Here is a 13,379-nt window from a genome sequence, read left to right as displayed (position 1 = left end):
GTTCGGAGACAGTGTCATTCGAAGGATCGGTGAGGCGTGACGTTCAGGGACGAGGTTCGACGACGGGTGGCTGCTCGGTGAAGATCGACACCGACCCCTTCGCCTCGTAGAGCGCCAGACGCACCGGCGCGGGGCTGTGATGGCCATGTCGGCGAAGGATGCCGTCGAGGTCCGCGCGCGTGATGCCGGCGCGCCGCAGATTGCGGGCATTGGGCGTTCCGTCGTGGATCAGCACCAGCAGTGGGGGATCGATGAGGCGGCGGAGGGGCTCGATGAATCGCAGCCGCGCAATCACCCCGTGTGCACCGATGAGCGTGAGCAACGCCGCCGCCCCGGTCAGCCACGCGGTGTCCGACGCCGTCGAGACGCGACCCACGATGGCGCCGACCGCCACCGCCGTCACCCAGTCGAACGGGGTGAACTCGGCGATGGTCCGACGCTGCGCGACGCGAAAGGCCAGAGCGGCGGTGAGGAACAGGGCCACGGCCTTGACCGCGGCGCACAGCGGGTGCTGCCAGCCGTCGAACATCTCGTGGCCGAGCAGCGTCGCGGTGGACACCTGGGTCACCGGCGCGCCGCGGCGACGCCCGCCATTCCGGCAGCGGCCGCACCCGTCACCACGAGGGCACGGGCGTGGCTGCGCAGCCACCACGCCGGACTGACGGCCAGTGACTGCGCGTCGAATTCGCCGTGAGCGCCGTGGTCGGCCCCTGGCTCGTCGTCGAGCGGTGTGAAGAGATTGCCGTCGCGATGGCCGGTTCGATCGTCGGTCTGTTGGGAGGAGACACCCGTGCGGGCCAGGTAGCGGTCGAGCAGCGCCGGCATCACGCGTTGGCCGAGGATGGTGGCGACCGTGCTCGCCCCGACCCAATACTGTTTGTGCCGTGGATGATCGGCGGCGTACCGTACCGCCCTGGCCGCGATCTCCGGTTGATAGACGGGCGCCACCGGCCGCGGGTGGCGCGGCAAGCGTGAACGCACCCAAGAGAACTGGGGGGTGTTGACCCCCGGCATCTGTACGACGGTGACGTGCACGTCGCTGTGGTCGTGCATGAGCTCGGTCCGCAGCGACTCAGTGAAGCCGTTCACGGCGTGCTTGGCGCCGCAGTACGCGGATTGCAAGGGGACCGAACGCATTCCGAGTGCCGATCCGACCTGGACGATGGTCCCGCGGTTGCGCGGCTTCATCCGGTGCAGCGCCGCCATGGTGCCGTGGACGAAGCCCAGATAGCTGACCTCCGTCGCCCGTCGGAATTCGTCTGCTTCGATGTCCTCGAAGTTCGCGAACACGGTGGCGAACGCGGCGTTGACCCAGACGTCGATCGGGCCGAATTCGTCCTCGACGCGGGTCGCGGCCGCGTCGACCTGGTCGAAGTCGGTGACGTCGGCGTGGACGGCGAGCGGGGTACCCCCACGTCGGGTCACGTCGGACGCGGCCGCGTCCACTCCCGCACGGCCCCTGGCGATCAGCGCGACTCTGTCTCCCGTGCCGGCGAATTCGCGCGCCACGGCCCGGCCGATGCCGGCGCTGGCGCCGGTCACCACCACGACCCTTCCTTGGTTCGTCATCTCGAGCTCTCCTTCTTCATCGGGTGGTTCGGTGCGATGACGGCGTCGTCATCACGAGGCGGGGATCAACGGTTACCTGCTCGGGAGAGCAGGCCGGGTCCGGCGGGCACGTGCGACAGCACCAGCACGGCCAGCTGGTCGCGCACGGTGCGTCGATCGGGTGGCGTTGCGCTGGACGGGGCCAGGTCGTGGTGTCCCGCGGCCGCCCAGAGCGCGGCCATCGCGGCGTCGGTCAGTCCCGCCCGGGCACGGTGGCGATCGGCGACGGCCAGACCGAGCGCGGTCAGCGCGTGCACGGCGTCGACCCACACCCCCATGGCCAACACCTCGGCACTGGGTCTGACGCCCGAGGACAGGGCCTGGACGAGGTGGCGGGCGCCGAGGATGCGGGTGACGATGCGGCTCTTGCGGTCGACGTGCAGCCCGTGGACGGTGCCGAGAACGGCGTCGGGGCTGATGAGCAGAGCTGCTCCCCAGCCGCCGCGGACGGCTTCGATGCGCCGGGATCGGCGATGGTCGGTGGGCATGGTTCTCCGTTCTCACCCGTCGGTGATCTGCTGGCGCGCAGCGCCTTCGGTGTCAGGACGCCCGGGCATGTCGCGTCATCGCATCGGCGGCGCGGGCAGCCAGCGCCATGATGGTCAGGGCGGGATTGGCCGCGCCCTGGGTGGGTAGCACGCTTCCGTCCACGACGTAGAGCCCGTCCATGCCGTGGACCCGGTGCTCGGCGTCGACGACGCCGTCCTCCGGTCGCGTTGCCATGCGCGCCCCGCCGACCAGGTGGGCGTAGCGCTCGATGGTCATGACCTCGTCGGCCCCGGCGGCCCGCAGCAGGTCGGACATGACCTCGGTGGCGGCGGAGATGAGCCGCCGGTCGTTGTCGCACTGCGAGTAGGCGAAGTGCGCCACGGGCAGGCCGTGGCGATCGGTCTCGTCGGCCAGTGTGACGCGGTTGTCGGGTTGGGGCAGGAGCTCGCACAATGCGCCGAGCGTGGCCCAGTGCACGTAGTCGCGCATGTACTCGCGCAGCGTCATACCCCAATGACCCTGGGCGGCAACGTGTTCGGCCCACGTGATCGGCAGCGGGCCGACGGTCTGGATGGAGAAGCCGCGACGGTAGTCCTTGGTGGGATCGGTCTCGTAGAACTGCTCGCTGCTCACCTCGGGCGGCGGCGACTTGTACATCCGGATCTCCTCGGCGAACCGTCCGGCCACCTGCGGAGCACCCTGCACCATGAGGTAGCGGCCCACGTTGTCGTGGTCGTTGCCCAACCCCTGGGGATAGCGGTCGGTGGCCGAGAGCAGCAGCAGCCGAGGCGTTTCGATCGAATAGCCGGCGACCACCACGGACCGGGCGCGCTGGCGGTGGACGTTGCCGGCGTGCAGGTACTCCACGCCAGTGGCCCGCCCGGCGCGATCGTCGACGAGGATGCGGCTGACGTGGCTGTCGGGTCGGATCTCGGCGCCATGGGCCAGGGCGTCGGGAACGTGCGTGATCAACGGACTGGCCTTGGCGTTGACCTTGCACCCCTGGATGCAGAAGCCTCGGTAGATGCAGTGCGGCCGGTTGCCGAAGCGCCCGTTGGGAATGGCGACCGGCCCGACGCGCATCTGCACGCCCATGGCCTCGGCGCCCCGCAGGGCGATCAGACCGTTGCCGCCGATCGGGTGGGGACTGTGCGGGTAGCGGTGCGGGTCGCCCCACGGCCAATCCTGGCCTGCCACCGGCAGTTCGGCCTCGATCTGCTCGTAGTAGGGCCGCAGGTCGTCATAGCCGAGCGGCCAGTCGACCCCGACGCCGTCGGTGGTGGCCGTCCGGAAGTCCGAGGGATGGAACCGCGGCGTGTACCCGGCATAGTGCACCATCGAGCCACCGACACCACGGCCGGAGTTGTTGGAGCCCAGGGGAACTGGATCCTGGCCGCCGATCTGACGGGGTTCGGTCCAGTAGAGCCCGTGTGATCCGCGTTCGTCACTGACCCAGTCGGTGTCGGGGTCCCAGAACGGGCCGGCGTCGAGGAGCACCACGCTCCACCCGGCGCGGGCCAGGCGCTGACCGAGCGTGGCGCCGCCCGCCCCGGCGCCGACGATCACGACGTCGACCTCGTCGTCGGAGTCGTAGCGGCGCATGTCGCGTCGCAGTCGATGATTGGTGCGCGAGCCATCGTTGGGGATCAGCCACGCCGACTCGTTGCGCGCCCGGACCGGGCCCAGCTCACTCACCGGCTCGCCCGTTTCGCAGGTCGTCGTCGGCGCGCCTGGCCCGCTCCACGCGCTGTGCGAACGGGACGGGATCGTCGTTGCGGTGGTCGGCGACCTCGTGGTGCTCGCGGGCGTCGATGCCGGAATTGAGGTAGCCGCGGGGATAGGCCGGACCGGGGAACCCCATCTCGTTCCAGGCCCAGGGGTGGGAGTAGAACGCCGTGCAGGCATAGCGCGTCCACAGGCTCCACACCCGCTTGGCCAGCCATTCGTGCCAGTGGTCGCCGGCGTCGGCCAGGTCTTGGACGTCCTGGACGAGCCGTGCCTGGTTCGCTCGGGACAATTCGGCGAAGCCGCGGCCGTGCCGGCGCCGGGCGTCGTCGTCGAGCGCGGCCAACGTCTCGTGCCACGCGCGGCCGTCCTCGGGCATGCCGTCGTAGTGCCAACCGTCGGTCTCGCCGCGGGTCAGTCGCTCGTCGATGAGTGCCAGGACGGGGACGCGAGGGTCCTCGTCCTGACCGAGGAGCAGGTCGAGCATCGGTGCGGCGACGCCCACCTCGGCCGGGGTGAAGAAGGACAGCATGCCGGGCAGCGCGAGCCGGGCCAGGACGACGCCCGCGGTGACGTCGTCCCACTGGTGGGCCTGATCCAGCACGTCGAAGCCGGGGAAGCGACCGCGATGCTGAGGGGTGATGGCGCGCTGGGTGCGGGGACGGAACGGCATCGGCCTCAATTCCCTTCGCCGGGAAGGGTTTCGCGGCGGAGCAGCGCCGCGAGCAGGCCCATGCCGCCGACCAGGGACGCGAGCAGCGGCGCGAACGCGGGCGGCCCCGACTCCATGTTGTACTTCGTCAAGCCCCCTGGCCGCTGCCGGATGCCGCGGACGTGCAGGTAGGCCCCCTGGATGCCGTTGACGACGATCAGGATGCTGGCGGCGGGCAGGACCGTCCGCGCCGCCCGGCGCGAGAAGAACCCCGCCACGCCTGCGGGAATCGCGGTGGGCACGACGACGATCGGCCAGTACATCATCTTGTTGCCGAAGCTGGCGCCGTCATGGGACAGGTAGATCTCGGCGGTGGTGATCGCGGCGCCTGCCGCGGTGAGCGCCGACATGGACCGTTCGAAGCGGCCGGTGCGAATGGCATGCAGCGCAGACCGGATGAGTTTCACGAATCGTTCTCCTTCTCCCTGGGCAGGGATTGCTGCGTCGTGGTCGTGGTCGTGGTCGTTCGGTCGTGGACGCCGCTGGTCGGTGGGAGACCAAGGCGCAGTGAGCTTTCGATGAGCAGGGCGTGCACGAACGCCTGCGGTAGGTTGCCCCGCATCTGTCGTTGCTCGACGTCGTACTCCTCGCTGAAGATCCCCGGTGGCCCGCATGCGGCGCGGCTGCGTTCGAAGAATCTCGCCGCGGCCACCGGGTCGCCCTGCTGCTGCAGGGTCATCGCCGTCCAGAAGCCGCACAGGACGAAGGCCCCCTCGGCGGCGGCCAGCGGTCGGTCGTCGTGGCGAAAGCGGTACACGTAGCCGTCCTGCTCGAGCTCGGAGCGGACCGCGTTCAGGGTCGCGACGGTGCGCGGGTCGGTGGGCAACACGGCGCCGCGCAGGGCGGGCACCAGCAGAGCGGCGTCGATGCGCTGGTCGTCGGCGGCGCGTTGCCACCGACCGGTTCCGTGCACGCCGTCGGCGGTAGCGGTCGCCATGATGCGGTCGGCCAGGGCATTCCAGCCGGGGGTGTCGCCGCCGGGCACCTGCGCGGCGGCGCGCAGCCCGGCCACGCAGGTCAACCGCGAGTGCGTCCAGTGCCGAGGGTCGAGTTCCCAGATGCCCGCGTCGGGCTCCGTCCACCGGGTCGCGATGGCGTCGGCCGCCGCGATCAGTCCGCGGTGGGCGTCGTCGGTGAGTCGGTCGTGTCGGGCCGCTGCGGCATACAGCAGCAGTGCCTCGCCGAAGGCGTCGAGCTGGAATTGGCGGTTCGCATGGTTGCCGACGAGGTCGGTTCCACCGGGGTAGCCGGGCAATGCCAGCCGCAGCTGATCGGGGACGGCCTTGCCCTCGACCGTGTAGGCCGGTTTCAACTCGGGTCCATCGTCGAGGAGTCGCTCGGTCACGAAGGCGACCGCATCGTCGAGCAGCGGATGCGGACCGTCGAGGGCGACGGCCTGGCCCGCGTAGCACTGGTCACGGATCCACACGTAGCGGTAGTCGTAGTTGCGGCCCTGCTCGGCGCGTTCGGGCAGGCTCGTGGTCGCCGCGGCGACCATGCCGCCCCCGGCACTCGTCAGCCCGCGCAACACGGCGTAGGAATGCCGCGCGTCGCGCACCGCGATGCTGTCCGAGAACGCCGGAACCGCTGCGCGCCAGGCGTTCTCGGTGCGCTGCCAGAGGACGTCGGGGTGGAGGAGCGGATCGCCGCCGGCGCCGGTGGACACGTCGAGGACGATGTCGAGATGGCCGCCTTCGGCGACGTGCAACTCCGCTCGCAGCGTCGCGTCGTGGTCCTCGGTGCGAGCGCGCGGGACTCCGTCCAGGCACACGTGCAGGGCTCCCGCGCGGGCGTGCCAGCGCCCGTGGTCGTCGAGGGCGAGGCGTCCGGTCGGGTCGCCTCCGTGGTCGGCCGGCAGGGCGAACGTCAGGTCCGCGTGGGCGTCACCGCGTACCGCCAGCAGTCGGCGCACCAGGATGGCCCGGCGGGCGTCACCGGGAAACGTCAGCGCCTCGCGACACTCGACGATGCCGTCGGTGGTCACCCAGCGCGAGCGCCAGATCAGGCTGCCGTCCTCGTAGTGCCCACCCCAGACGAAGCGTCCGCGCGGGGTGATGGCGAACATGCTGCGGCCACCGATCAGCGAGGCAAACAGTGCGTCGTCGTGCCAACGCGGTGCGCACAGCCAGGCGATGTCGCCGCGGGGTCCGATGAGCGCCCCGCGCTCCCCGTCGGCCAGCAGCGCGTACTCCCGCAGCACGTGCGGTTGTGGGATGCCGATCGTCACGACTGCCCGCCCTGCGCCGAGGCGTCGGCTTCGCCATCCTGGGTGCGGCCGGTGTGAACCCAGGCCGGACCTTCGATGTGGTTGGGTATCAACCACATTCCGATGCCGAGGTTGACGCAGAAGAAGGCGGCGTAGAGCACCGCGGCGCCCGGCGTGAATCCCATGGGACCGGGATCGTGGTGCGTCGCGGCGACCGCGCTCGTGACGACCATGATGAGGGCGGCGATTCCCACCGCCACGCTGAACGCCTTGGCGAGTCCGCGGTGCAGCGTGGCCGCGGCGGCGCAGATGCCGACGACGACCATGGTCCAGCAGAACGCCGTCGTCAGCTCGAGGCCCAGGGCCGCTACGCCGATGCCGTGAAACGCCGTGTCGTGTAGGCAGATCAAGCCGGCTGCGCCGATGACGAGCGCTGCGGCCGCCTGCGCCCCCAACACCAGTCGCGCTCCGCGCCAGTGCGAGGGGTTCAGGTTGACTCGTCGCAGATCGGACTCACCGTAGGGCACCGGTCCTCGAGTGTCCTTGGCCATTGCGGGCACCTTCCCCTCGTCGTGACATCGGATCGACTGACGGCGCCGGCATCGATTGACGTTCTATTTGCAATACTTCCACATTGGATGACGTGACACATGAAAAGAAACTGAGAGTATGGCGATGGCGGTGGCAGGGCACCGGGGGTAGGCTCCGGGCCAAATGAGCAAAAAAGCGGCGGTGACGTCCAAGGGTGCCGGCGGCACGACGCCCGGTGACGACTACGGAGTCGAACTGGAAAGCGCCACAAGGGGTTTGCTCGCGCTCAACGTGGTCGTGCTGGAACAGATGGAGAAGCGCGTCGGCTTGGCCCCACTGCGGGCGTTGCAGGCGTTGGACCGCTTGGGGCCCTGTCTGGTGACCGAATTGGGACAGGCGCTGGAGATGGTGCCGAGCAGCACCAGCAGGCTCAGTGACCGGCTCGCCGAGGCCGGACTGATCACGCGACGGGTGGCTCCGCACAATCGGCGGGCCACCGTGTTGGAGCTCACCGACGCCGGGCGCGCCGTCTTGGACGACCTCGTGCAGCATCGGGTCGACGTGTTCCGACACGTGTCGGCCACCATGAGCGCGAGCAATCGCGCGGCGCTGCTCCGAGGCGCGGCCGCGTTCACCGCGGCCTATCACCAGCTCGTCGATCACCCCGCCCGCGAGGGTTCCGACAGCCGGTAGGTCAGGTGTCGGAGTCGCTCGCTGCCGAGGAGTCGGGGCCGAGCCGAGCCAGGACCGACTCGTAGGTGACCCACCCCACCAGCGCCGTCCCGTCGTCGCTCAGCACCGGAAGCCCGGTGCCGCCGTGCCCGCGCAGCGCGCCGAGGACGTCGGATGCCGTCGCGTCGGCTGCCACGGCCGTGGGTCGGCCGACCAGCGGCCCCACGTTCTCCGGCGAGGCCGGGTCGTCGAGGGCTTCGGCGACGTCCTGCGCCGACACGCAGCCGAGGTAGCGGCCCTCGTCGACCACCGGCAGCATGCCGAACTGGGCCGTCGTCAGCGCCGCCGCGGCGTCGCGCAGTGACGTTCGCTGGACCAGCGGGGCGGGGGCGGGGACGGCCACGTCCGCAGCGGTGAACGTCATGCGTTCCGACGGTGGACGGTCCAGGTCGACGCCCCGTCGCCAGAGCTTGGCGGTGTAGATGGTGTCCTTAGACAGCAGGTGGCTCGTTCCGGCCGCCATGACGACTGCTGCCATGAGCGGCAGGATGATCGAATACTCTCCGGTCAGTTCGAACAGGATGACGACGGCCGTGATGGGAGCCCGGGTCGCGCCGCCGAGTGCGGCGCCCATGCCGATCAGGCCGTAGGCCCCGGCGGACCCGGTGACGCCGGGGAAGAGGTCGTGTGCGACGACGCCGAACGCGGTCCCGGCCATCGCCCCGATGAACAGCGTCGGGGCGAATACGCCGCCGGATCCGCCGATCCCGATGGTCAGGCTGGTCGCGATCATCTTGCCAACCATGAGAAGCAGCAGCATGCCGACGACGTAGCGGCCCCGAACGGCGTTCTCCAGCACCGGGTACCCCACGCCGTACATCTGCGGCAGCACGAGCAGGACGGCACCGAGTGCCAGGCCACCGACCGCGGGCCGCGCCCACTCCGGTCCCCGCCACAGCCAGTCGCAGGCGTCCTCGATCAGGTACAGAATCTTCGAGAACGCTACTCCGACAACGCCTACCGCGATACCGAGCGTCACGTAGAGCAGGTACTCGACCGGTGTGTGGATGTCGAAGGTGGGCAGGGAGAGGAAGGGATGGTCCCCGAGCATCGCCCGCCCGACGACGTCGGCGGTGACACTGGCCAGCACGACCGCACCGAAGGACTCGGCTGCGAAGTCACGCAGGATCAACTCCATCGCGAAGAACGGCCCCGCCAGCGGCGCATTGAAGGTCGCCGAGATGCCCGCAGCCGCACCGCACGCGACGAGCAACCGCACCCGCGGCGTGTTGAGCCGCAGCACCTGGGCGATCGTCGAGCCGGCGGCCGACCCGATCTGCACGATTGGACCCTCGCGGCCGACCGAGCCACCGCCGCCGATGCACAGCGCCGACGCGAGCGCTTTGACGAGACTCACCTGTGGCGCGATCCGACCGCCGCGGTGACTGACCGCGTACATCACCTCGGGGACGCCGTGCCCGCGAGCCTCCGGCGCGAAGCGGTAGACGATCGGCCCATACACCGCGCCGGCGAGCACGGGCGCCAGGAGCAGGAACCAGACCCCCAGCCACGGCACGTGGGTGCTGGCGACCCTGCCCAGCCCGGAGTAGTCGTCGTACCCGGTGAACATCCTGGTGAACAGCGTGATCAAGAGACGAAAGCCGACCGCCCCGAGTCCGGTGAGCGCGCCCACGGCCACCGCGAGCGGCACCAGGGCCGCGGGGCTGTCGCGCAGCCATCGCCCAATGTCGGCACGCTGGACCACGGGGATGCGGCGGGCGCTGATCCATGCGGTCATCATTGCAGTATGCAATAGTTGCAGTACATTCGGTAATTCAGGGGTCGCCCGTCGTCGAGAAATGGATGTCTTCGTTGCGTGACAGTGGGATTCGATGGTGGCCTCTGGGAACCGTCATCGCGTGTGCGACGACGGCCGTGGTAGCCGGGGGCTGTGCCGGTCCGATGCCGGGTTACCCGGCGCCCGCGACGTCGTCGTCGGCGGGTTCGGACGCTCCTGCGGCGGCGGCCGCGGGTGGTGCGCCCACTCGGATGACGGCGCGCGACGTCGTCGACGCCCTCGACCGCGACGGTCTTGCCGTACCCCATCCTCTCGATACCACGGCCCAGGAATGCCCGGCGGCGGGATGCGTGCAGTCGATCGTCACGGACACGTTGCGGGTCAAGTCCTTTCCGTCCACGGCAGCGGCCCGGACGTACGCCCAGCAGAATGGGTTGGATCAGGTCCAGACCATCGTCGTGCGATTCGCCCCGCCGGTGCCCAAGGCCGACCAAGACCGCTACTGGGCACAGATCCAGGCGATGGTGCGCTGAGACGACAGTGGCGAACTAGTCTGCGCGGCAGAACAATTGGTTCAGTCGCGCGCTGTGTTCGGACTCGGCGAGGATGACGACCACGTCGCCGGCCTGCAACTCGGTGTCGGCGCGCACGGGGACCAGGCCGCTGGCCCGCACCACGATGCTGACCCAGACGTCACCGGCGACGTCGCCGAGCGACTCGACCGTCATGCCGTCCGCGGCGGATCCGGCGGCGACGGTGAGGCGCTGCACGCCGTGCGGTTCGTCACGCAGTCGCACGCCGACGGCCCAGGGTTCGGGTTCGGTCGTGCGCATCGGCAACCGGAGCAGCCGCGCGACCATGGGCACGCTGCCGCCCTGCACCAACACCGAGAACGTCACGACCACGACGACGATGCCGTAGAGGCGTTCGGCCTGTGGCACCCCGGCGGTGCGCAGCAGCTCACCGAGCAGGATGGGCACGGCGCCCTTGAGCCCTGCGAACAGGATGAACGCACGCTCGTTGCGTCGCAGGCGCACCGGTATCAGGCAGATGCCCACGCCCAGTGGCCGGATGACGACGGTGAGCGCGACACCGAGCAGCAGTCCGGGAATCCAGACGTCCGGACGGCCGAGCACGTGCAGATCGACGGTCAGGCCCAGGACGCCGAACGCCACGATCTCGGCCAGGCCGGCCAGCGCGGCGTGAAAACGCGCGACCTCCTGCCGGTACGGCACCCGCGCGTCGCCCACCACGATGCCGGCGACGAACACGGCCAGGAAACCCGAGCCGTGTGCCAGCGTGGTCACGCCGTAGAGCATCAACGCGACGGCCAGGGTCCGCAGTGGGTAGAGCCCCTCGCTGGGAAGCGGCACCCGGCGGACGAAGATCAGCAGCGCCCGGCCGCCGACGAGTCCGATCACCGCGCCGATCACCATCTGCAGGCAGAACGTCACGCCGACGTTGGCGAAACCGGCGATACTCACCGCACCCGCGGCGAGCAGGCTCGACATCAGGGCGATGCCGACGGGGTCGTTGGCGCCGGATTCACCCTCCAGGATGGTGCCGCTGCGTCCGGCGATCTCCCGTCGGCCCAGCACGGAGAACACCACGGCGGGGTCGGTCGGGGCGACGGCGGTGGCCACCAGCGCGGCCAGATACCAGTCGATGCCGAAGGCCACGTGCAGCAGCACCGCCGACGCCGCCGCGGTGAGGAAGGTGCCCACGACACCCGTCGAGACGATCGGGCCCGCGGCCGCACGGAATCGCGGCCAGCCGATGTGCATGCCACCGTCGAACAGCACCAGGATCAGCGCGACGGTGATGATCCGTTCCACCACGTGCTCCGGCGGTGCCTGCAGAGCGGTCAGCGCGTTGGCGGCCACCGCGCCACCGGCGAGCACCAGCAGGGGAGTGGGGATCTTCAGTCGTTCGGTGAGACGGTTCGCCATCAGCGCGACGAGTCCTACGGCGCTGGCGCACAGTATGAGGAGGGCGTAGCGCGCCGTGTCGTCGATGGCGGCAACTCCTTTCGGTCCCTCGCGTGATGCTCCCGTTCGAGGCACGGCGGTACGTCGAAGTTACCCCGGTGAGGGTCGGCCGACGCAGGATCGTCACGATCAACGCGGAGGTCGCGTCGCGGGCGAACTGGTGTGCCCCATGCGGAAACGATTGTCGGACAGGGGAGTAGGGCGTCAGCCGGACCGGCCTCTCGAGATGTCGTCATCGCCATTAGGGTGCTGGATCTGCGGGCGCCCAATCGTCATGACGTGCACCGGCCAAGTCTCAACCGTGGGAGATCGTCGACGTGCTGGCCTCGGCAGGTCTGCAGATCGAACGGCGGTGACCCGGCGCCCCACCGCCGCATCTCCCGAATCGCCAGCGCCTCAACGTGGAATGCGGCTCCGTCGTAAATCGTCGGCTTTCAGCGTCAAATCCGTCGCCGCCTCACGGAGCGGGGGCCTCGACGTCGCGGCGAGTCCGAGCCGCTGCAGTAGTGGCACGATCGACAGACGAATGTTGCGGCGCAGCAGTTCCCTTCGGCTGCGAGCGATCACCGACGAGTCGGTCCGCAGGGCGAGGTCTTGGTTCTTCTCGACGTAGCGGCGCATCCTGCGCTCGTAGGCCTCGAACGCGGCGCGCGGGTGCTGGTGGCGGACGAGTTCACTCGCCAGCACGTACGCGCCCGCGATCGCGATGCTGGTGCCCTGGCCGGACAGGAACGCCGGCGCGTAGGCCGCGTCACCGACCAGTGCGACGCGGTCAGCACTCCATCGGTCCATCCGGATCTGGCTGACGGTGTCGAAGTACACGTCCCCGGCGTCGGTCAGTGTGTCGATGACATCGGCTGTGCGCCAACGGTCTTCGGCGAAGGCGGTTCGGATCGACGCGGCGGCGGTCGCCCGGTCGCGCGTGTCCACCGAGCCCGGGTCGTCGTGGACGAAGGCCAGGAACGCGCGAGCCGGTGCGTGTTCGGTGGGTCGTTCGACGACGACGGTCCGTCCGGCGTGGGAGTACATGAACCCGTCGCCTGGTGCGAAGCTGCCGGCCGGTAGGTCCCAGATGGCGGCCAGCGGCCCGAGGTGCCGGATGAAGTGCTGCTCGGCACCAAAGGCGAGGCGACGCACGTTGGAGTGGATGCCGTCGGCTCCGATCACGACGTCGAACGACTGCGGCGCGCGGACCGCGAATGTGACGTTCACCCCGGCGTCGGTCTGCTCGATGCCGGTGATCGAGTCCCCGAAGACGTAGGTCACCCGGTCGGCGGCGGCTTCGTACAGGATCCTTCCGAGGTCTCCCCGGGAGATCTCGACGTCGCCGGCGGTCGTGTCGTTGAGCAGCTCGCCGAAGTCCAACGTGGTCAACCGACGGCCTCCTGGCGTGAGCAGGGCGATCGGAGCGTGGCGGTACCGTGCGGCTGCGAGCGCGTCCTGCAGGCCCATCCGCCGGATGACGTCCACAGCCGTCCCGCGCACGTCGACGGGGTATCCGCTGGTGCGCAGGCGCTCGGCCCGTTCGACGACGGTCACGTCCCAGCCGGCCTCTGCGAGCCAGAAGGCCAGGACCGGGCCGGCGATGCTTGCGCCGGAGACCAGGGCGCTGCGAGGGGGCATCGACGTTCTCCTTTAGCATTAGATACA

The 13,379-nt window shown here is 69.9% G+C and carries 13 protein-coding genes; 2 read left to right on the top strand and 11 right to left on the bottom strand.

The genetic code is table 11. The features are described from left to right. Positions 1–43: 43 nt before the first annotated feature. The 8 genes from G6N60_RS14135 to G6N60_RS14100 form a co-directional block, all read right to left on the bottom strand. On the bottom strand, positions 44–568 hold the full coding sequence (locus tag G6N60_RS14135; protein ID WP_246240677.1) for a DUF421 domain-containing protein: 525 nt from the start codon (positions 566–568) through the stop codon (positions 44–46). Further along, positions 565–1,569, bottom strand: coding sequence for an SDR family oxidoreductase (locus G6N60_RS14130; RefSeq protein ID WP_163738164.1), 1,005 nt, complete (start codon positions 1,567–1,569; stop codon positions 565–567). Before G6N60_RS14130 ends, G6N60_RS14135 begins: the two co-directional genes overlap by 4 nt. Before the next feature lie 65 nt (positions 1,570–1,634). Beyond that, positions 1,635–2,096, bottom strand: coding sequence for a hypothetical protein (locus G6N60_RS14125; RefSeq protein WP_163738160.1), 462 nt, complete (start codon positions 2,094–2,096; stop codon positions 1,635–1,637). Positions 2,097–2,148: 52 nt separating this feature from the next. Next, positions 2,149–3,699: a GMC family oxidoreductase gene (locus tag G6N60_RS14120; RefSeq protein ID WP_163743952.1), complete on the bottom strand. Its 1,551-nt coding sequence runs from the start codon at positions 3,697–3,699 to the stop codon at positions 2,149–2,151. Positions 3,700–3,784: 85 nt separating this feature from the next. Beyond that, complete coding sequence (locus G6N60_RS14115; RefSeq protein ID WP_163738158.1) at positions 3,785–4,495, bottom strand: gluconate 2-dehydrogenase subunit 3 family protein; 711 nt, start codon at positions 4,493–4,495, stop codon at positions 3,785–3,787. Between the two features lie 5 nt (positions 4,496–4,500). Then, on the bottom strand, positions 4,501–4,941 hold the full coding sequence (locus G6N60_RS14110; protein ID WP_163738152.1) for a hypothetical protein: 441 nt from the start codon (positions 4,939–4,941) through the stop codon (positions 4,501–4,503). Continuing rightward, positions 4,938–6,761 carry a glycoside hydrolase family 15 protein gene (locus tag G6N60_RS14105; RefSeq protein ID WP_163738148.1) on the bottom strand — a complete coding sequence of 608 codons (1,824 nt, stop codon included), beginning with the start codon at positions 6,759–6,761 and terminating at the stop codon, positions 4,938–4,940. The genes G6N60_RS14110 and G6N60_RS14105 overlap by 4 nt, the downstream gene beginning before the upstream one ends. Continuing rightward, on the bottom strand, positions 6,758–7,291 hold the full coding sequence (locus G6N60_RS14100; protein WP_163738145.1) for a hypothetical protein: 534 nt from the start codon (positions 7,289–7,291) through the stop codon (positions 6,758–6,760). Before G6N60_RS14100 ends, G6N60_RS14105 begins: the two co-directional genes overlap by 4 nt. Before the next feature lie 163 nt (positions 7,292–7,454). Here G6N60_RS14100 and G6N60_RS14095 point away from each other — a divergent pair, with 163 nt between their 5' ends. Beyond that, positions 7,455–7,964 (top strand): MarR family winged helix-turn-helix transcriptional regulator, encoded by a 510-nt coding sequence (locus G6N60_RS14095; RefSeq protein ID WP_163738144.1) that lies wholly within the window; start codon positions 7,455–7,457, stop codon positions 7,962–7,964. 1 nt (position 7,965) lies between these two features. Here the strand turns inward: G6N60_RS14095 and G6N60_RS14090 are convergent, their stop codons facing one another. Beyond that, complete coding sequence (locus G6N60_RS14090) at positions 7,966–9,741, bottom strand: chloride channel protein (protein ID WP_179969693.1); 1,776 nt, start codon at positions 9,739–9,741, stop codon at positions 7,966–7,968. A gap of 164 nt (positions 9,742–9,905) precedes the next feature. Between G6N60_RS14090 and G6N60_RS14085 the strand changes: the two genes are divergently transcribed. Next, positions 9,906–10,274, top strand: a complete 369-nt coding sequence (locus tag G6N60_RS14085) for a hypothetical protein (protein WP_163738141.1) — start codon at positions 9,906–9,908, stop codon at positions 10,272–10,274. Between the two features lie 15 nt (positions 10,275–10,289). On the opposite strand, the gene G6N60_RS14080 is transcribed toward G6N60_RS14085, so the two are convergent. Together G6N60_RS14080 and G6N60_RS14075 are read right to left on the bottom strand one after the other, a co-directional pair. Continuing rightward, positions 10,290–11,690, bottom strand: a complete 1,401-nt coding sequence (locus G6N60_RS14080; RefSeq protein WP_246240675.1) for a cation:proton antiporter domain-containing protein — start codon at positions 11,688–11,690, stop codon at positions 10,290–10,292. Positions 11,691–12,125: 435 nt separating this feature from the next. After that, positions 12,126–13,352, bottom strand: coding sequence for an FAD-dependent monooxygenase (locus G6N60_RS14075; RefSeq protein ID WP_163738138.1), 1,227 nt, complete (start codon positions 13,350–13,352; stop codon positions 12,126–12,128). Positions 13,353–13,379: the final 27 nt, after the last annotated feature.

The sequence above is a fragment of the Mycolicibacterium madagascariense genome, from assembly GCF_010729665.1.
GTDB lineage: Bacteria > Actinomycetota > Actinomycetes > Mycobacteriales > Mycobacteriaceae > Mycobacterium > Mycobacterium madagascariense.
Note: the sequence above shows the minus strand (reverse complement) of the source record. Positions and strands in the feature narration are given on the sequence as shown.

Coding starts and splice junctions, on each gene's coding strand:
- G6N60_RS14130 (WP_163738164.1), bottom strand. CDS start 1,569: ATGACGAACCAAGGAAGGGTCGTGGTGGTGACCGGCGCCAGCGCCGGC.
- G6N60_RS14125 (WP_163738160.1), bottom strand. CDS start 2,096: ATGCCCACCGACCATCGCCGATCCCGGCGCATCGAAGCCGTCCGCGGC.
- G6N60_RS14120 (WP_163743952.1), bottom strand. CDS start 3,699: ATGCGCCGCTACGACTCCGACGACGAGGTCGACGTCGTGATCGTCGGC.
- G6N60_RS14115 (WP_163738158.1), bottom strand. CDS start 4,495: ATGCCGTTCCGTCCCCGCACCCAGCGCGCCATCACCCCTCAGCATCGC.
- G6N60_RS14100 (WP_163738145.1), bottom strand. CDS start 7,291: ATGGCCAAGGACACTCGAGGACCGGTGCCCTACGGTGAGTCCGATCTG.
- G6N60_RS14095 (WP_163738144.1), top strand. CDS start 7,455: ATGAGCAAAAAAGCGGCGGTGACGTCCAAGGGTGCCGGCGGCACGACG.
- G6N60_RS14090 (WP_179969693.1), bottom strand. CDS start 9,741: ATGACCGCATGGATCAGCGCCCGCCGCATCCCCGTGGTCCAGCGTGCC.
- G6N60_RS14085 (WP_163738141.1), top strand. CDS start 9,906: ATGCCGGGTTACCCGGCGCCCGCGACGTCGTCGTCGGCGGGTTCGGAC.
- G6N60_RS14080 (WP_246240675.1), bottom strand. CDS start 11,690: ATGGCGAACCGTCTCACCGAACGACTGAAGATCCCCACTCCCCTGCTG.
- G6N60_RS14075 (WP_163738138.1), bottom strand. CDS start 13,352: ATGCCCCCTCGCAGCGCCCTGGTCTCCGGCGCAAGCATCGCCGGCCCG.